This is a genomic window from Streptomyces acidicola (assembly GCF_009377235.1).
In the GTDB taxonomy this organism is placed as follows: domain Bacteria; phylum Actinomycetota; class Actinomycetes; order Streptomycetales; family Streptomycetaceae; genus Streptomyces; species Streptomyces acidicola.
The window spans coordinates 1-17,022 of sequence record NZ_VMNX01000208.1 but is presented as its reverse complement, the minus strand read 5'-3'; the positions used below and the strand labels follow the sequence as shown (position 1 = coordinate 17,022).

At 70.3% G+C, this 17,022-nt stretch carries 14 protein-coding genes; 3 read left to right on the top strand and 11 right to left on the bottom strand.

The window, feature by feature from the left end; genetic code table 11:
• Positions 1 to 184 precede the first annotated feature (184 nt).
• From pcaDC to FPZ41_RS35835, 7 genes are read right to left on the bottom strand one after another with little or no spacing between them, the layout of a single operon-like run.
• Entirely contained in the window at positions 185 to 1,315 is a 1,131-nt protein-coding gene (gene pcaDC, locus FPZ41_RS35865) for a bifunctional 3-oxoadipate enol-lactonase/4-carboxymuconolactone decarboxylase PcaDC (protein WP_152867744.1), read from the bottom strand.
• Complete coding sequence (gene pcaB, locus FPZ41_RS35860; RefSeq protein WP_322621145.1) at positions 1,312 to 2,688, bottom strand: 3-carboxy-cis,cis-muconate cycloisomerase; 1,377 nt, start codon at positions 2,686 to 2,688, stop codon at positions 1,312 to 1,314. Before pcaB ends, pcaDC begins: the two co-directional genes overlap by 4 nt.
• Positions 2,685 to 3,290: a protocatechuate 3,4-dioxygenase subunit alpha gene (pcaG, locus tag FPZ41_RS35855; RefSeq protein ID WP_152867743.1), complete on the bottom strand. Its 606-nt coding sequence runs from the start codon at positions 3,288 to 3,290 to the stop codon at positions 2,685 to 2,687. The genes pcaB and pcaG overlap by 4 nt, the downstream gene beginning before the upstream one ends.
• 5 nt (positions 3,291 to 3,295) lie before the next feature.
• The gene (pcaH, locus tag FPZ41_RS35850) at positions 3,296 to 4,069 is read right to left on the bottom strand and encodes a protocatechuate 3,4-dioxygenase subunit beta (RefSeq protein WP_152867742.1); all 774 of its coding nucleotides are present in this window, start codon (positions 4,067 to 4,069) and stop codon (positions 3,296 to 3,298) included.
• A gap of 18 nt (positions 4,070 to 4,087) precedes the next feature.
• Positions 4,088 to 5,290 (bottom strand): thiolase family protein, encoded by a 1,203-nt coding sequence (locus FPZ41_RS35845; protein WP_152867741.1) that lies wholly within the window; start codon positions 5,288 to 5,290, stop codon positions 4,088 to 4,090.
• Positions 5,290 to 5,946, bottom strand: coding sequence for a CoA transferase subunit B (locus FPZ41_RS35840; protein WP_152867740.1), 657 nt, complete (start codon positions 5,944 to 5,946; stop codon positions 5,290 to 5,292). The genes FPZ41_RS35845 and FPZ41_RS35840 overlap by 1 nt, the downstream gene beginning before the upstream one ends.
• Complete coding sequence (locus tag FPZ41_RS35835) at positions 5,946 to 6,728, bottom strand: CoA transferase subunit A (RefSeq protein ID WP_152867739.1); 783 nt, start codon at positions 6,726 to 6,728, stop codon at positions 5,946 to 5,948. Before FPZ41_RS35835 ends, FPZ41_RS35840 begins: the two co-directional genes overlap by 1 nt.
• A 220-nt stretch (positions 6,729 to 6,948) precedes the next feature.
• Here FPZ41_RS35835 and FPZ41_RS35830 point away from each other — a divergent pair, with 220 nt between their 5' ends.
• The gene (locus FPZ41_RS35830) at positions 6,949 to 7,413 is read left to right on the top strand and encodes a MarR family winged helix-turn-helix transcriptional regulator (RefSeq protein ID WP_152867738.1); all 465 of its coding nucleotides are present in this window, start codon (positions 6,949 to 6,951) and stop codon (positions 7,411 to 7,413) included.
• A 58-nt stretch (positions 7,414 to 7,471) separates the two neighbouring features.
• Here the strand turns inward: FPZ41_RS35830 and FPZ41_RS35825 are convergent, their stop codons facing one another.
• Together FPZ41_RS35825 and FPZ41_RS35820 are read right to left on the bottom strand one after the other, a co-directional pair.
• Entirely contained in the window at positions 7,472 to 8,443 is a 972-nt protein-coding gene (locus FPZ41_RS35825; RefSeq protein WP_228023190.1) for a DUF3048 domain-containing protein, read from the bottom strand.
• 327 nt (positions 8,444 to 8,770) lie between these two features.
• Positions 8,771 to 9,841, bottom strand: a complete 1,071-nt coding sequence (locus tag FPZ41_RS35820; RefSeq protein WP_152867736.1) for an ATP-dependent DNA ligase — start codon at positions 9,839 to 9,841, stop codon at positions 8,771 to 8,773.
• 74 nt (positions 9,842 to 9,915) lie between these two features.
• Between FPZ41_RS35820 and ligD the strand changes: the two genes are divergently transcribed.
• Complete coding sequence (gene ligD, locus FPZ41_RS35815; protein ID WP_152867735.1) at positions 9,916 to 10,932, top strand: non-homologous end-joining DNA ligase; 1,017 nt, start codon at positions 9,916 to 9,918, stop codon at positions 10,930 to 10,932.
• A gap of 115 nt (positions 10,933 to 11,047) precedes the next feature.
• Here the strand turns inward: ligD and FPZ41_RS35810 are convergent, their stop codons facing one another.
• Entirely contained in the window at positions 11,048 to 13,273 is a 2,226-nt protein-coding gene (locus tag FPZ41_RS35810; RefSeq protein ID WP_152867734.1) for an OmpL47-type beta-barrel domain-containing protein, read from the bottom strand.
• Between the two features lie 14 nt (positions 13,274 to 13,287).
• Positions 13,288 to 15,765, bottom strand: a complete 2,478-nt coding sequence (locus tag FPZ41_RS35805; protein WP_152867733.1) for a ThuA domain-containing protein — start codon at positions 15,763 to 15,765, stop codon at positions 13,288 to 13,290.
• 189 nt (positions 15,766 to 15,954) lie between these two features.
• On the opposite strand from FPZ41_RS35805, the gene FPZ41_RS35800 reads away from it, so the two are divergent.
• Positions 15,955 to 16,899, top strand: coding sequence for a multicopper oxidase domain-containing protein (locus tag FPZ41_RS35800; protein ID WP_152867732.1), 945 nt, complete (start codon positions 15,955 to 15,957; stop codon positions 16,897 to 16,899).
• Positions 16,900 to 17,022: the final 123 nt, after the last annotated feature.

Here is a 17,022-nt window from a genome sequence, read left to right as displayed (position 1 = left end):
TTCCAGCCCCTCCGGCGTTTGAGGAGCGGCGGTCCGGGGGCCGGCCCCCGAAACGGGGTCCGCGGCGGAGCCCCGAAGCCTGGGGGTTCCAGCGGGCGCAGCCCCCTTGGCGGGGGTGAAGGGGCGGAGCCCCTGGGATGGGATGGGACGGGTAAGGGCGGCGGGGGCGATGCAACCCAGAGGGTCAGCCGCCCGTACCCTCGGCCTCCTCCGCGAGCACCCGCTGGGCCGTGGCGAACGCCGAGTTCGCCGCCGGGACACCGCAGTACACGGCTGTCTGCAGCAGCACCGCCCCGATCTCCTCGGGCGTGAGCCCATTGCGCCGCGCCGCGCGCACATGCATCGCCAGTTCGTCGTAGTGGCCGTGTGCCACCAGCGCCGTCAGCGTGATCATGCTGCGTTCGCGGCGGGTGAGCGTCGGGTCCGTCCAGATCTCGCCCCAGGCGTAGCGGGAGATGAAGTCCTGGAAGCGGGCGGTGAACGGGGTCTGCCGTGCCTGCGCGCGGTCCACGTGCACGTCGCCGAGGACCTGGCGGCGCACCTCCATGCCATGCTTCGCGCCGCCCGAGAAATGGGCGCGCAGCGCAATCAGGACCGCCTGCGGGCACTGCGCGGGCGCCAGATGCGAGGCGCCGGGGATCTCGACCAGGGCCGACCCCGGTACCGCGTCCGCGATCTCCCGCAGGTGCGCGGGCGGTGTCGCGGGGTCCTCGCGGCCGGCGACGAGCAGCGTGGGCACGGTGATGTCGGGGAGACGGTCCCGGAGGTCGAACGCGGCCAGCGCGTCACAGCACGCGGCGTACGCCCCCGGGTCCGCGTCGCGGTGGTCGGCCACCAGTTCGGGCACGGTGAAACCGGGTGTGAACCAACGGGAGTTCGCCGACTCCGCGAGCCCGGCCAGCCCCTCGCGGCGCACCAGCGCGGCCCGCTTCTCCCACGGCTGGGAACCGCCGAAGTGGGCGGAGGAACAGATCGCGGCGAGCGCCGACACCCGCTCCGGGTGGTGGACCGCCAGATGCAGGCCCACGGCGCCGCCCAGGGACACGCCCGCGTACGCGAACCGCTCGATGCCCAGTGCGTCGGCGAGCGCGAGCACCAGGACCGCCAGATCGCCGACCGTTGCCCCCGGGCCGATGAGGTCCGCCGCCGAACCACCGTGCCCCGGCAGGTCCCAGCGCACGACCCGGTGCGTGGCGGACAGTTCGGGCGCGACCGTGTCCCACAGCACGGTGGACGTGCCGAGCGAGGGCCCCAGCAGCAGCGGGGGAGCGGTGGTGGAGCCCTCGGCGCGGTGGTTCAGCAGTTTGTCGGTCAACGTCGCTCCAGGGCGCGGTCGGTGAGGGCTCCGGCGGAGCCGGTGTAACGGGTGGGGTCGGTCCAGTCCGCGAGGTCGACGTCGAGGGCCTTCAACTCCGGCTCTTCGGCGAGGAGTTCGGCAAGGGATCGGTCCTCGGCCGACACGCGCTTCGCCGTCTCGGACAGCAGCTCCTTGGCGCGGGCACGGCCGAGGACCGGCGCCAGCTCGGCGGCCAGCCGCTCGGAGACGATCAGCCCGTGGGTGAGGTCGAGATGCCGTCGCATCATGTCCGCGTGCACCCGGAGTCCCTCCGTCAGCTCCACCGCGTTCCCGGCCGCGCCCGCGACCAGTCGCAGCAGATCGCGCAACGGCTCCCACTCGGCGTGCCAGGCCCCGGCGGGCCGCTCGTCCTCCGCGACCAGCGAGCCGTACAGCGTGGCCGCGAGCTGCGGGGCACGCCGGGCGGCCGCGGCGATCAGCGTGGACCGTACGGGGTTCGCCTTGTGCGGCATGGCGGACGAACCCCCGCCGCTGCCCTCGGAGACCTCCGCGATCTCCGTGCGGGAGAGGGTGAGCACGTCGACGGCCGGTTTGCCCAGGGCACCCGCGGTGAAGGCGAGGGCGCCGGCGAGGTCCGCGACCGGGGTGCGCAGGGTGTGCCAGGGCAACAGCGGCTCGGCCAGCCCGAGTTCGCGCGCGTACGCGGCGACCAGCGCCCCGCTGTCGGAGGCGCCGAACACGTCGAACGCCGCCAACGTGCCCGCCGCGCCGCCGAGTTGCGCGGGCAGCCCGTTCCGTACGGCCCCCAGACGGTCTCTGGCGTCCAGTACCAGCGACCGCCAGCCCGCCGCCTTCAGCCCGAACGTCGTCGGCACCGCGTGCTGGGCGAGGGTCCGCCCGGGCATCGCCGTGTCACGGTGCTCGGCGGCCAGCCGGGCCAGGGCGCGCTGTATGCGCTCCAGGTCCGCCAGCGCCGGGTCGAGGGTGCGTACGGCGACCAGCATCGTCGCCGTGTCCATGATGTCCTGGCTGGTGGCGCCCCGGTGGACGTACGGGCCGTACTCCGCGCCGACCGCCTTCGTGAGATCCGCGACCAGGGGGATGACCGGATTTCCGCCGGCGCGCGCACGGTCCGCGATGTCCCGGAGGTCGAAGCTCCCGGTCACGGCCGCCGAGCTCACCGCCGTCGCCGCCTCCTCCGGAGCGAGCCCGAGCGCGGCCTGGGCACGGGTCAGCGCGACCTCCGCGTCGAGCAGCGCCCTCAGATACGCGGCGTCGCTCGTCGTCGAAGACGCGGGGGAGCCGGCCGACCCGGGCGCGAGCAGACCGGCGTCCGGACCGTCGTAGCCGTCGGAACCGGGCGCCTCCTTCCCGAAGGGTGGGAGAGTCACCGGAACTCCAGGAACACCGTCTCGCCCTCGCCCTGAAGACGGAGGTCGAAGCGGTACGTGCCATTGCCCTCGTCGACGGCCACCAGCGTGCCGCGCCGTGCCTCGTCCACCTGCCCGAGCAACGGGTCCGCGGCGAGTGCCGCCTCGTCGCCCGGCAGGTAGAGCCGGGTGTACAGGTGCAGGAGGAGCCCGCGCGCGAAGACGCACACGCTGATGTACGGCGCGTTCCGCCCGCGCGCCCCTGGCCGCAGCGTACGCGCGGTCCAGTGCCCGGACGCGTCGGTCTGGACACGGCCCCAGCCGGTGAACTCCACACCGTTGCGCCCCAGGAAACCGCCGCTCGCCGGGTCGCGCAGCATCGAGCCGTCGACCCGGGGCACGTTGCCGTCCGGGTCCGCACCCCACAGCTCCACCAGGGCGTCCGGCAGCGGGTTGCCCTCGCCGTCGTACACGTGCCCCTGAAGGACGATCGTGTCCGGGTGGCCGACCGGCGCGATGTCGCCGCCGCCGGTGAACGGCAGAGCGTGGCCGTAGAACGGGCCGACCGTGTGCGACGGGGTGGGGAGCACGGTCTCCGGACGGCTCGTGTCGATCTTCGTCATGGTGGTCAGCGCCCTTCTTCGATCCAGGTGGCGTTCGGCCCGTCGAGCACGATGTCCCAGTGGTAGCCCATCGAGAACTCCGGGACCGACAGGCTGTGGTCGTACGTCGCGACCAGGCGCTGCCGGGCCGCGTCGTCCGTCACCGACTGGATGATCGGGTCGTACGGGAACAACGGGTCGCTCGGGAAGTACATCTGCGTCACGAGCCGCTGGGTGAACGCCGTGCCGAAGACCGAGAAGTGGATGTGGGCCGGCCGCCAGGCGTTGAGGTGCTGGCGCCACGGATAAGGGCCCGGCTGGATGGTGGTGAAGGTGTAGCAGCCGCTGTCGTCCGTCAGCGTGCGGCCGACTCCGGTGAAGTTCGGGTCCAGCGGTGCGTCGTGCTGCTCGCGCTGGTGGGCGTACCGGCCCGCCGAGTTCGCCTGCCAGATCTCGACCAACTGGCCGCGGACCGGGCGCCCGTCCCGGTCGAGCAGCCGGCCGGAGACGGTGATGCGCTCGCCGATCGGCTCGCCGTTGTGCTGCCGGGTGAGGTCGTTGTCGATCTCGGCGATGTCCCGCTCGCCGAAGGCGGGGGAGGACAGCTCCACCAGCTCCGGGTCCTGGGTGACGTCGATGGTGACCGGCGGCTGCTTCGGGTGGCGGAGTACCGAGGAGCGGTACGGCGCGTAGTCGCGGCGCGGCTGGTGCTCGACGGGGGCGCCGTCGGCGATCCGCTTCTCGTACGCGGCGTGCTGGGCCGCGATCTCCTGGTCGATGTCGTGCTGGGTGAGAGTCATGGAGTTCCCCGGGGAGTCTTAGCGTTCGAGGACGAGGGCGAGGCCCTGGCCGACACCGATGCAGAGGGTGGCGACGCCGACACCGGAGCCCTTGCGGGCGAGCTGGTGGGCGACGGTCCCGGCGAGGCGGGCACCGGAGGCGCCGAGCGGGTGGCCGAGGGCGATGGCGCCGCCCTGGGGGTTGAGGACGGCGGGGTCGAACTCGGGCCACTCGGCCACACAGCCCAGGACCTGGGCGGCGAAGGCTTCGTTGAGTTCGAGGACGTCGAGATCGGCGAACGTCCTGCCCGCCCTGGTCAGGGCGCGGCCCACGGCCTCGACCGGGGCGAGCCCGAAGAAGTGCGGGTCGATCGCGGACACACCGGACGCACGGACGCGGACCAGCGGCTGGCGGCCGGTGGCCTTCAGGCCCTCCTCGTCGGTCAGCAGCAGGGCGGCGGCGCCGTCGTTCAGGGGCGAGGCGTTGCCGGCGGTGACGGTTCCTCTCTCGGTGCGGAAGGACGGCTTGAGCCTGGCCATCGCCGCCAGGGAGGCGTCCGGGCGGACGCACTCGTCGGCGGCGACAACGAGCGGGTCGCCCTTGCGCTGCGGGATGCCGACCGGGGCCAGTTCGGCGTCGAACAGGCCCTCGGCCTGCGCCTTGGCCGCCTTCTGGTGGGAGGCGAGGGCGAACTCGTCCTGCTGCTCGCGGCTGATCCCGTGCTTGTCGGCGATGAGTTCGGCGGACTCGCCGAGCGGGATGGTCCACTGCGGGTCCATCGTCGGGTTGACCATGCGCCAGCCCAGCGTGGTCGAGTACAGCTCGGTGTGCCCGGCCGGGAAGGGCCGGTCGTTCTTGGGCAGCACGTAGGGCGCGCGGGTCATCGACTCCACCCCGCCGGCGAGCGCGATGGAGGCGTCACCGCAGGCGATGGCGCGGGCCGCCTGGATCACGGCCTCCAGCCCCGAGGCGCACAGCCGGTTGACCGTCACCCCGGGCACCGAGGTGGGCAGGCCCGCCAGCAGGGCGGCCATACGGGCGACGTTGCGGTTCTCCTCGCCCGCGCCGTTGGCGTTGCCGAAGTACACGTCCTCGATCCGGGAGGGATCCAGCTGCGGGGAGCGGGCCAGGAGTTCCCGCACGGCGTGGGCGGCCAGGTCGTCCGGGCGCACGGTGGCGAGAGCGCCGTTGTAGCGGCCGATCGGCGTGCGGACCGCGTCGACGATGTAGACGTCCTTCATCACTGGACCCTCTCGGCGAGTTCTTCCGCGACATTCACCTTGGCGGCGGTCTTCGCGATGATCTCCTCGACGCCGACACCCGGCGCGGTCTCCACCAGCACCAGTCCGTCGCCGGTCACATCCAGCACACCGAGATCGGTGATGACGCGGTTCACGCATGCTCTGCCGGTCAGGGGCAGCGCGCACTCCTGAAGGATCTTCGGCGAGCCGTCCTTCGCGGTGTGGGTCATCACCACGATGACGGTGCGGGCACCGTGCACCAGGTCCATCGCCCCGCCGATCCCGGTGATCATCTTCCCCGGTATCGCCCAGTTGGCCAGGTCGCCGTTCTCCGACACCTGCATGGCACCCAGGACAGCCACATCGATGTGCCCGCCGCGGATCATCGAGAACGACAACGCCGAATCGAAGAAGGACGCACCCGGCAGGACCGTGACGGTCTCCTTGCCCGCGTTGATCAGGTCCGGGTCGACCTGGTCCTCGGTGGGGTAGGGGCCGGTGCCCAGGATGCCGTTCTCGGATTCGAGGATCACCTCGACGTCCTCGGGCAGGTAGTTGGGGATCAGCGTGGGCAGACCGATGCCGAGATTGACATACTGGCCGTCCTGAAGCTCACGCGCCGCGCGGGCCGCCATCTCCTCGCGTGTCCAGGCCATCAGTTGCTCACCGTCCCTCGTGCCTCAGGCGCGGAAATCGTGCGCTGTTCGATGCCCTTGTCCGTGGCCTGCCCGGGAGTGAGGGCCACCACCCGCTGCACGAAGATCCCTGGCAGGTGTACGGCGTCCGGGCCGATCTCGCCGGGCTCGACCAGCTCTTCCACCTCGGCGATCGCCACGCGGCCGGCCATGGCCGCCAGCGGGTTGAAGTTGCGCGAGGACTTGTTGAACACCAGGTTCCCGTGCCGGTCGCCCTTCGCGGCCCGCACCAGCGCGAAGTCGGTCCGGATTCCACGCTCCAGCACGTACTCGGTGCCGTCGAACTCCCGCACCTCCTTCGGCGGCGAGGCCAGCGCCACCCCGCCGGAACCGTCGTAGCGCCAGGGCAGCCCGCCCTCGGCGACCTGGGTACCCACGCCCGCCGGGGTGTAGAAGGCCGGGATCCCGGCCCCGCCCGCCCGCAGCCGCTCCGCCAGCGTGCCCTGCGGGATCAGCTCCACCTCCAGCTCACCCGCCAGATACTGCCGCGCGAACTCCTTGTTCGCCCCGATGTAGGAGCCGGTCACCCGGGCGATCCGCCCCGCCGACAGCAACACCGCCAGCCCCGACTCCATCGCCCCGCAGTTGTTGGAGACCACACCCAGGCCGCCGACGCCCCGCTCGTACAACGCCTTGATCAGCACGTTCGGCACACCACTCAGCCCGAACCCGCCCACCGCGAGTGACGCGCCGTCCGGCACATCGGCCACGGCCTCCAGGGCCGTGGCGACCACCTTGTCCATCCGTGAAGCCCCATCCCGTCCGAGCACCCAGGTCAGCCATCACTAGCTATTAATCAGGGCACTGATTATTTCAGCGAGGTGTCCTTCACGCTGCCATTGGCGGAGTGAGCCGTCAAGGCCTCGGAGAAGGTCGAGGTCACGGCGTATGCCTCCTTGGAGACAGGTGCGGCGCCTCCGGGTATTGTTCAGTGCACCAACGAAAACGACCTCGGGAGCGCACATGGCCGCGGTGGATCTGACCACCCACCCCGGGCACCTGGCCCGCAGGCTCCAGCAGGCGCACTACCTGCTGTGGAACACGATGGTCTCGGAGGAGATCACCTCGCCGCAGTTCGCGGTGCTCAACGCGCTCGTCGCCGAGCCGGGGCTGGACCAGCGCACGGTGGGGGAGCGGGTCGGACTCGACCGGTCCACCGTCGCGGAGGTGATCAGCCGCCTGACACGGCGCGGGCTCCTCGACAAGGTCCGCGATCCGCAGGACGGCCGCCGGTTCCTGCTGCGCCTCACGGACGACGGTGTCCGTACGCACCGCAAGCTGACCGTGCGGACGGCCCGGATGAACCAGATCTTCCTGGCCCCGCTCTGCGTCGAGGAGCAAGCCGTCTTCTTCGACCTCATCCGCCGGGTCGCGGACGCCGCCGAGGGGCTCCGGAACCCGGCGGAATCTCTCGCCACCCAAGCCTGACCGGGAAGCTCCGGCCCGGTTCAGGAAACCTTCGTGCATTCAGGAAGCCTTCGCGCATTCAGGAGGCTTTCGCGAACACCACCCACACCGGGCCCTTCGCGAGGTTCACCGGCCTGCCGTCGGCCGTGGTGAAGTCCGTCCCGTCGGTGGGCTTCTCCCGCTTCCAGCTCACGTCGTACGCCCGTCCGTCGCGCAGCACCTGGGCCCTCCCCGATCCCACGGTCTCCGTGTACGGCGTGTTGTTGCCGAGGAAGTCCTGGAACCTGGACTGCCGCACCTTCACGTACTGCACGACCACGGTTCCGGCGGACACCCGCTTGCCGTCGGTCGTCACCGTCGGTGTGCCGTCCATGGTCACCAGCCAGCGCTTCTGGCTCCCGGACCAGGTGAAGGTGAAGCGGGCCGCCGGGTAGCTGACCGTGCGCGAGTTCTCCGGAGTGCCGCCGGAGGGGGCCGCGCCGTAGTGGTATCCCGTCGTGAGGGCGTCGGCGCCCGGTGCGGACCCCATCAGCCGCTTGGGGCGCAGATAGAGGTTGTGCGGCGCGGGCTTGCCGGAGCTGCGGTAGTACGCGCCGGCCGCGTCCCCGGGGGACTTCGGGTGCAGCGGCGCCTTGTCGATCAGTGGCAGCAGCTTGCCCTGGGCGCCCGAGAAGGCGAGGGTGGGCTTGTCGAACTGGCGCAGCAGCTCCAGGTCGGACTCCCGTGCGCTGCGCACCGGCCCGACGGCGTCCGGCAGCCTGGTCGCGTACACCGCCATCAGCCGGCTCAGACCGCCCTCCACCTGCTCCGCGTACACGACGTCCGCCGCGTCGAGCCCTGTCTGCGGGCGGGCCGTCGGGGTGTTGTCGACCTTGACGGCGAGCGCGGAGCCCGTGGGCGCCGTGGTGACCCGGTCTTCCCCGCGCCCCTGTTCCTGGCTCTGCCCCTTTCCCCGTCCGTCGTCGTTCCCCGAGCCGTTGCCGCAGCCCGCCATGAGGGAGCTCCCCATCGCGACGGCCAGCAGCGCCGCCGTCATCCTGCCGCGCCGCATCCTTGTTCCCTGTCTCATGCCCACCATGGCCACCCCTGTCCGTTAGTCGCCGATTGTGCGCTTATATGTTCATGGATGGCCATACCCGCATGCTTTTGTCCGGGAGTGGGTCGGTAGGCCAGTCGGCCCACCGGCCCGCCCTGACGATGGAAGGGGCCGCAGGGCCCCGCCCTCAGGGGCGCGGGGTCGTGACCATGTGCGGCTCCACCGAGTGGGCGCGACAAGCCACGACGAGCGGGCACCAGAACAGACGAGCCCGCACCAGAACAACGGCATCAGCCAGGCAGACGCTCGAACAGCACCCGCTCGGCACCCGGCAGCAAGGGCTCAGCCCCGCTCCCCGAGAATCTCCGCCAAGTCGTACCGCAGCGGCTCCTCCAGCTGGCCGTACGTACAGCTCTCAGCCGTCCGGTCCGGCCGCCACCGCCGGAAGCGGGCCGTGTGCCGGAAGCGCACCCCGTTCTCCATGTGGTCGTACGCCACCTCCGCCACCCGCTCGGGCCGCAGCGGGATCCACGAGAGGTCCTTCTTCGCCGACCAGCGGCTCGGCGCACCCGGCAGCCGTGCCGTCTCATGGGCTGCCTCGTCGGACCAGGCCGCCCACGGGTGCTCGGCGACATCGTCCATCCGCAGCGGCTCCAGCTCCTCCACCAGTTCGGCGCGCCGCTTCATGGGGAACGCGGCGGAGACCCCGACGTGCTGGAGGGTACCCCCGTCGTCGTACAGGCCGAGCAGCAGCGAGCCGACGACCGGTCCGCTCTTGTGGAGGCGGTAGCCCGCGACCACCACGTCCGCCGTGCGCTCGTGCTTGATCTTGAACATCGCCCGCTCGTCCTGCCGGTAGACCAGCGTGAGCGGCTTGGCGATCACTCCGTCGAGGCCCGCGCCCTCGTACTGCTCGAACCAGCGCTCGGCCAGCTCGATGTCCGTGGTCGCCGGGGCGACGTGGACCGGCGCCGAGGCCCCGGCGAGGGCCGCGACCAGCAGGGCGCGCCGGTCGGCGAGGGCCACGTCGAGCAGTGACTCGTCCACGAGCGCGAGCAGGTCGAAGGCCACGAACGACGCGGGGGTCTTCTCGGCCAGCATGCGCACCCGTGACTGAGCCGGGTGGATGCGCTCGGTCAGCGCGTCGAAGTCGAGCCGCCCCTCCCGGGCGATCACGATCTCGCCGTCCAGCACGCACCGCTCGGGCACCCGCGCCTTCAGGGCCTCCACCAGCTCGGGGAAGTACCTGGTCAGCGGCTTGCCCGTGCGGCTGCCGAGTTCCACCTCGTCCCCGTCGCGGAACACGATCGCCCGGAAGCCGTCCCACTTCGCCTCGTAGTGCATGCCCGGCGGGATCTTCGCCACGGACTTGGCGAGCATCGGCATCACGGGTGGCATGACAGGGAGGTCCATGCTCCGATTCTGCGAGCATCGACCGCTTTCCGCCCGGTGTGCGAGGTGTGCGCGCTCCGCCTACCGTGGCTCGCATGGGCGATGCGGTGGAACTGGAGGCGGCGGGCCGGACGGTACGGCTGTCCAGTCCGGACAAGGTCTTCTTCCCGGAGCGCGGCTTCACCAAGCTGGACCTCGCCCGCTACTACCTCGCCGTCGGCCCGGGCATCCTGCGCGCCCTGCGGAACCGCCCGACGACCCTGGAGCGCTACCCGGACGGCGTGACCGGCGAGTCGTTCTTCCAGAAGCGTGCGCCCAAGAACATGCCCGACTGGATCCCCACCGCCCACATCACCTTCCCCAGTGGCCGCAGCGCCGACGAGATGTGCCCCACCGAGGTAGCCGCCGTGCTGTGGGCGGCCCAGTTCGGCACCCTCACCTTCCACCCGTGGCCGGTGCGCCGCACCGACGTCGACCGCCCCGACGAGCTCCGTATCGACCTCGACCCGCAGCCCGGCACCGACTACGCCGACGCCGTCCGCGCCGCCCACGAACTCCGCGAGGTCCTCCACGAGTACGGCGGCCTGTTGGGCTGGCCCAAGACGTCCGGCGGCCGCGGCCTGCACGTCTTCGTGCCGATCCAGCCCAACTGGACCTTCACCCAGGTACGCCGGGCGGCCATCGCCGTCGCCCGGGAACTGGAGCGACGGATGCCGGAGCATGTCACCACGGCCTGGTGGAAGGAGGAGCGCGGCGAGAAGATCTTCGTCGACTACAACCAGACCGCCCGCGACCGCACCATCGCCTCCGCCTACTCCGTGCGCCCCCGCCCGCACGCCCCGGTCTCGGCGCCCCTGCGCTGGGACGAGGTCGACGACGCGCGCCCCCAGGACTTCGACCTCGCGACCATGCCCGCGCGCTTCGCCGAACACGGCGACGTGCACGCGGACATGGACGATCACGCCTTCTCGCTGGAGGCCCTGCTGGAACTGGCCTCCCGCGACGAGCACGACCACGGGCTCGGCGACCTGCCGTACCCGCCCGAGTATCCGAAGATGCCGGGCGAGCCCAAGCGGGTGCAGCCGAGCCGGGCGAAGAAGGAGAGGGGCTGATCCAGAGACCTGTGCAGGCCTCTGGACCAGCCCCTCTCAGCCGTTGCGCAGTGGCGTACGGCCGCCGCGGACGACGGGTGGTGCGGAAGCGGAGGTCAGTACCACCGTCGCAGTACTAGAGCTCCTTGATCCGGATGTCGCGGTACGACACCACGTCCGTCGTGCCGTGCACCTGGAGCCCGACGTAGCCGGAGGCGAACCGCCGGCCGTCCGTGCCCGGGTCGTCCGAACGCGGCGGGGTGAACTCCTGCCCGCCGGTGTTGTCGAACTCGTTGATCAGCACGCCGTTGCGGTACACCGAGTAGTGCTGGTCGACCACGCGGATCTCGTAGTCGTTCCAGGTGCCCTTCTGGGTGACGCCCGCACCGGCGAGCCCCACGCGGTCGAAGCCGTAGACGGAGCCGGTCTTGTACATGTCGCCGTCGGGCCGGTCGAGCACCTGCACCTCGTGCCCGTACTTGATGGCGACCCACTCGGGGCGGGACTCCTCGGGGTGGTCGTACACCCACGGGAACCGCACGAAGACACCGGAGTTGGCGTTGCCCGTGCCGGGCGCGTCGTCACGCCACTGCAGGCGCAGCGAGAAGTCGCCGTACTTCCGCTCGGGGAACATCAGCATGCCGAGCCCGTCCTTCGTCGTCCCCGACGTGATCGACCCGTCGGAGTTCTGCGCGAACGAACCGCCGCCCACCTGCTGCCACTTGGCGAAGGACTCCGCCGTACCGTCCAGGATCGTCCGGTAGCCGTCCGTCTGCCCGGGCTTGCCGATGCCGGACTGGCGGGCCGCCTTCTGGATGGCGTTGTACTCGCGCTGGTCGATGACGCCTTCCTTGAGGAGCTTGTCCAGGACCGTCTTCACGTGCTTGAGGAACAGCGCGTTGGACGTCCACTCCTTCTCGTCCTCGATCAGCTCGTTGATGCGGCACCGGTTGTTGGTGAGCCGGTTCGGCACGCCCGAGTCGACCGTGCCGACGATGACGGTCAGTCGCTCGTCCCACTCGGCGCAGTTGGGCGCGGGGACGCCGCCGCCGGAGACCACCGTGAAGGTCACGGTACGCGCCGGGGAGGTGTTGCCCGCCTTGTCGCTCGCCCGGTACGCGAGCGTGTGCGTGCCCGCGCGGTCCACCACGACCGGTGCGGTGTACGCGAGGTAGGGCCCGCCGTCGAGCGAGTACTCGATCGCCGCGACGCCCGAGCCGCCGTGCTCGTCGGTCGCGCTCACCGTCACCTTGGCGCTCTTGAGGTAGGCGCCGTCGGAGTTGCGGTCACCCTCGACCGTCACCCCGGTGACCGGCGGTGTCTTGTCCTCGACGGGCGGCGTGACCACCGTGAACGTCACGTTCTTCTCGGCGGACACGTTCCCCGCCTTGTCGGTGGCGCGGTACCGCACCTTGTGCGTGCCGGCCTCGTGCACCATCACCGGGGCCGTGTACGGCTGCCAGGCGCCCGAGTCACCGAGCGCGTACTCGATGGTGTTGACGCCGGAGCCGGTGTCGGACGCCGACACGGTGACCGTCGCCATGGAGAGGTACTCGCCCTGCGGGTTCTGCTCACCGGTCACCGTCGCCGAGGTCTCCGGTGCAGTGGTGTCGTCGGTCGGCGGGGCGACCACGGAGAACTCGACGCTCTTTTCGGCCGCGACGTTGCCCGCCTTGTCGAACGCCCGGTAGCGGACGTGGTGATCGCCGACCTGGTTGACCACGACGGGCGTGGTGTACGGCTGCCAGTCGCCCGAGTGTCCCAGCGCGTACTCCACGCGATCGACGCCCGAGCCGCCTTCCTCGTCGGTCGCGCTCACCGCCACGGTCGCCGAACCCACGTACGCGCCCTGCGCGTTCTGTGTCCCGGTCACCTTGGCCGAGGTCTCGGGCGGGGTCGTGTCCTCGCCGGTGCCCTCGGAGACGACGAGGATGCCCTGCATCTGGCCATGGCCCGGGATCGTGCAGTAGAAGCGGTAACGGCCCGGCGTGAGGTTGACCTCGACGCTGTACTTGCCGCCCTGCGCGTCGTTCGGGTTGGCCAGGATGTTCAGCGGGACGTCGTTGTTGTACTCCGGGTCCGAGACGTCGAACGTCAGCGTGTGCGGCATGCCCGTGGTGTTGCCGGTCGCCGCGCTGTTCTCGAAGACGATCGTCGTCGGTCCCGCGACCGCGGTCTGCGGGACGGACAGGTACTTGGTGATGTCGTCACCGGCGGTCCAGGTCAGCGTCTGGGCGGCGGCGGCCTTGGTGCCCTCCGCCTGCGGCCGGCCCGCCGCCGACGCAGAGGTGAGCCCGAGCACCATCAGCAGGGCCGCCAACAGCGCGGTCAGCCACCGTCCTTGACGTGTCAGATGTCTCATATGTCTCTCGCGCATCATCCCGCCTTCCTGGCCAGCTGGTTGGCGGCCGGGGTCGGGCCACCGCCTGTGTACGTCACGCGCCACAGCGCCGACTTGGCGTCCGAGGTGAAGAAGCCACGGCCGTAGTCGAGGACGTACAGCGATCCGTCGGGCCCGAACTTCCAGTCCATGAGGTTCTTGATGCCGTCGTTGCCGATCGGCACGATCTTCTTCAGTGACTCCGAGTGGACGGGCAGTCCGCCGTCGCCGTGCGTCTTCGGGTCGGTGATGACCGCGTTGCGCGGCTGGTCGGCGTCGTAGAAGTCGCCCACGAACCACTTGCCGTCCCAGTAGGCGGGCCACTGACCGCTCTCGGTCACGGACGCGTCGTACCGGTAGACCGGGCCGTTCATCGCGGCCTGCCCCCCGCCCTTCAGCCACGGCAGCTTGTAGGTGGCCTCCTCGTTCTTGTACGAGGGCACGCCGTTCGCGTCGCGCGGGAAGTCCGGGGCGCCGCCCTGGGGCGAGTACCAGATGTTGTTGCCGGTCACCGGGGGCAGGTTGACCAGGCCGTCGTTGTTCGGGGACTCGTTCTTCGGGGCGTCGCAGTCGTACCAGCCGAGCGGCTTCGTCGGGTCGGGCAGGTTGCGGTCGCGGTAGGGCTGTTTGTTGCCCATGCAGTACGGCCAGCCCCGGTTGCTCGCCTTGGTGATGACGGCGAACGTGTCGTACTTCGCCGGACCCCAGGTCGTGGACGGCTGGCTCGCGTCCGGGCCGACCCAGCCCGCGTACAGGGTGTCGGTCGACTTGTCGACGAAGATGCGCGCGGGGTTCCTGACCCCCATCACATAGATCTCACCGCGTGTCTTGCCCCCGCCCTCGGCGGTCTCCTTGCCCGTGAAGAGGTTCCCCTCGGGGAGGGTGTAGGTGCCGTCGGGCTCCGGGTGGATGCGCAGGATCTTGCCGTTGAGGTTGTTGGTGTTTCCGGCGGTGCGGCGCGCGTCCGCGAACGAGACGCCCTTGTAGTTGGGCTCCGGGTTGTTGCCGGAGTAACCGCCTGTGAAGCCGCTGGAGTTGGTGTCACCGGTCGCGATGTACAGGTTGCCCTTGGTGTCCCAGGCCATCCCGCCGCCCGCGTGGCAGCAACTGTTGATCTGCACCGGCCACTTCAGCAGCACCTTCTCACTGCTCAGGTCCAGCTTGTTCGTGGCGAGGTCCAGGGTGAAGCGGGAGACGTAGCGCTCGGCCATCCGCGTGTCGCGGTTGATCCGTGAGTGCGGCGTGTAGTGCAGGTACACCCAGCCGTTCTCCTCGAAGCGCGGATCGAGCTCGATGCCGAGCAGGCCCTCCTCGACCTTGGTGAGCTCGTCACCGCCGCCCTTGTTGCCGAAGACCGACAACGCGCCTGCCAGGGTCACCTTCTTGGTCTTCGGGTCGTAGACGTGGATCTGGCCCTTGCCCTTGCCGATGTCCGGGTTGTTCCAGTCGGTGATCACCGGCTGCGAGGAGTCGGCGCCACCGCGGCCGATGTAGAGGACGCGTCCGTCGGGCGCGGTCACCAGGCCGTGCGGCTCGCCGATCTGGTCGTTCTGCCCCGGCTGGTTGGGCTGGGTGAGCCGCTCCGCCTTGTAGTTGGCGTTGATCGTCGCCTTGCAGTCCGCCTGGGTCAGACGGCTCGTCCAGAGCAGGGCGCCGCGCAAGTGCGTACGGAACTCGGTCTCGTCGTACGAGGACACGGTGCCACCCATGCCCGTGTAGAAGGAGCGGCCGCCGTCGTAGTCACGACACCAGCTCACCGGGTGGTCCCAGCCGTTCTTGCTGTCTCCCGGCTGGTAAGTCGACTCGCGTACGCGGGCCACCGTGTGCACGTCGCCGGACGGGTTCTTGACCCAGTTGAGCCACTTGTCGGGCCGTTTCCACTGCACCGGCAGGTCCTTGGTCGCCGGGTGGCGCCGGTCGCCCACCTCAACGGTCGCCCGCTGCACGGCGGTCGGGCTCGACGCGGCCGGGCGGGCGCCGATGAGACCGGTGAACCAGTCCGAGTACGGCTCGGCGCGGGCAGCGTCATGGACGCCGAGGAAGCCGCCGCCCGCCTCCATGTAGGCCTCCAGGCCCGCCTCCTGCTCCGGATCGAGGACGTCCCCGCCACCGGTCAGGAAGACGACCGCGTTGAAGCGGCTCATCCGCGTGTCGTTGGTGAACACGGAGGCGTCGTCCGTGGCAACGACCGCGAACTGCTGGTCGGTCGGTCCGGTCAGGCCGATCTTCTCGATGGTCTCGATGCCCGCGTTGACGACGGGCGATTCCTCGCCGGCCGCGGCAGACCCGTAGAAGATCAGCACTCTTGCGTTCGCGCCGCCCGGTGGCGACTTGATGGACATCGTTGTCAGGGGTGGTTCGGGAGCGGGGCGCGCGCTGGCGGCCGGGCCCGACAGCAGCCCGGCGGCGACGAGTGTGGCGGTCACGCCCGCCACACAGGCCCGTCTTCTCGTGCTCAACCTTCGCAAGTGCATGGGCACCTCCACGGTCACAGCAACAGCGCCATGGAAGTTAGACCCTTTTGCATGGTTCGCCAATACCTATGACCGCGATACCACGAACTTTGTCCTGAGTGTGGATAAACGCGAGTGTGGCCGGTACCGTTCCCTCAGTTCATCACAGGTACGTCTCCGTAAGTTCCGCACCAGGATGGGGAGTTCCGCATGGACAGACGCGGGTTCAACCGGCGGGTGCTGCTGGGCGGCGCGGCCGTCGCGACATCGTTGTCTCTGGCCCCGGAAGCCGTGAGCGCCGAGGCACCGGTGAAGACCGCGCCGGCCGGCGGCGAGGTGAAACGCATCAAGATGTACGCCGAGAGGCTCCCCGGCGGGCAGATGGGCTACGGCCTGGAGAAGGGCAAGGCTTCGATCCCCGGCCCGCTGATCGAGCTCAACGAGGGCGACACGCTGCACATCGAGTTCGAGAACACCATGGACGTGGCGGCGAGTCTGCATGTCCACGGGCTGGACTACGAGATCACCAGCGACGGCACCAGGATGAACAAGAGCGACGTCGAGCCGGGCGGCACCCGCACCTACACCTGGCGCACGCACGCCCCCGGCCGCCGACAGGACGGCACCTGGCGTGCGGGCAGCGCGGGTTACTGGAACTACCACGACCACGTGGTGGGCACCGAACACGGAACGGGCGGTATCCGCAACGGCCTCTACGGACCGGTGATCGTCCGCAGGAAGGGCGACATCCTGCCCGACAAGACCGTCACGGTCGTCTTCAACGACATGCTGATCAACAACAAACCGGCCCACTCCGGCCCCAACTTCGAGGCGACGGTGGGCGATCGCGTCGAGTGGGTGATGATCACCCACGGCGAGTACTACCACACGTTCCATCTGCACGGTCACCGCTGGGCGGACAACCGCACGGGCCTGCTGACCGGCCCCGAGGACCCCAGCCAGGTCATCGACAACAAGATCGTGGGCCCGGCCGACTCCTTCGGCTTCCAGGTGATCGCCGGCGAGGGCGTCGGCGCGGGCGCCTGGATGTACCACTGCCACGTCCAGAGCCACTCCGACATGGGCATGGTCGGCCTGTTCCTGGTGAAGAAGCCGGACGGCACGATTCCCGGGTACGAGCCGCATGAGCACTAGGGCCTGTACGGAGTCGTGATCACCTGCTGGTACAACTCTCGTGTGGCGAGGCGTGAACTCAGCGACGACGAGTGGGCGTTGGTCGAGCCGTTGCTGCCGATCGGCGCCTGTGGCCCCTATCCG

Bases quoted from the DNA above. Each gene is read 5' to 3' on its own strand.
- pcaG (WP_152867743.1), bottom strand. From the start codon at position 3,290: ATGACGAAGATCGACACGAGCCGTCCGGAGACCGTGCTCCCCACCCCG.
- pcaH (WP_152867742.1), bottom strand. From the start codon at position 4,069: ATGACTCTCACCCAGCACGACATCGACCAGGAGATCGCGGCCCAGCAC.
- FPZ41_RS35845 (WP_152867741.1), bottom strand. From the start codon at position 5,290: ATGAAGGACGTCTACATCGTCGACGCGGTCCGCACGCCGATCGGCCGC.
- FPZ41_RS35840 (WP_152867740.1), bottom strand. From the start codon at position 5,946: ATGGCCTGGACACGCGAGGAGATGGCGGCCCGCGCGGCGCGTGAGCTT.
- FPZ41_RS35835 (WP_152867739.1), bottom strand. From the start codon at position 6,728: ATGGACAAGGTGGTCGCCACGGCCCTGGAGGCCGTGGCCGATGTGCCG.
- FPZ41_RS35830 (WP_152867738.1), top strand. From the start codon at position 6,949: ATGGCCGCGGTGGATCTGACCACCCACCCCGGGCACCTGGCCCGCAGG.
- FPZ41_RS35825 (WP_228023190.1), bottom strand. From the start codon at position 8,443: ATGCGGCGCGGCAGGATGACGGCGGCGCTGCTGGCCGTCGCGATGGGG.
- FPZ41_RS35820 (WP_152867736.1), bottom strand. From the start codon at position 9,841: ATGGACCTCCCTGTCATGCCACCCGTGATGCCGATGCTCGCCAAGTCC.
- ligD (WP_152867735.1), top strand. From the start codon at position 9,916: ATGGGCGATGCGGTGGAACTGGAGGCGGCGGGCCGGACGGTACGGCTG.
- FPZ41_RS35810 (WP_152867734.1), bottom strand. From the start codon at position 13,273: ATGAGACATCTGACACGTCAAGGACGGTGGCTGACCGCGCTGTTGGCG.
- FPZ41_RS35805 (WP_152867733.1), bottom strand. From the start codon at position 15,765: ATGCACTTGCGAAGGTTGAGCACGAGAAGACGGGCCTGTGTGGCGGGC.
- FPZ41_RS35800 (WP_152867732.1), top strand. From the start codon at position 15,955: ATGGACAGACGCGGGTTCAACCGGCGGGTGCTGCTGGGCGGCGCGGCC.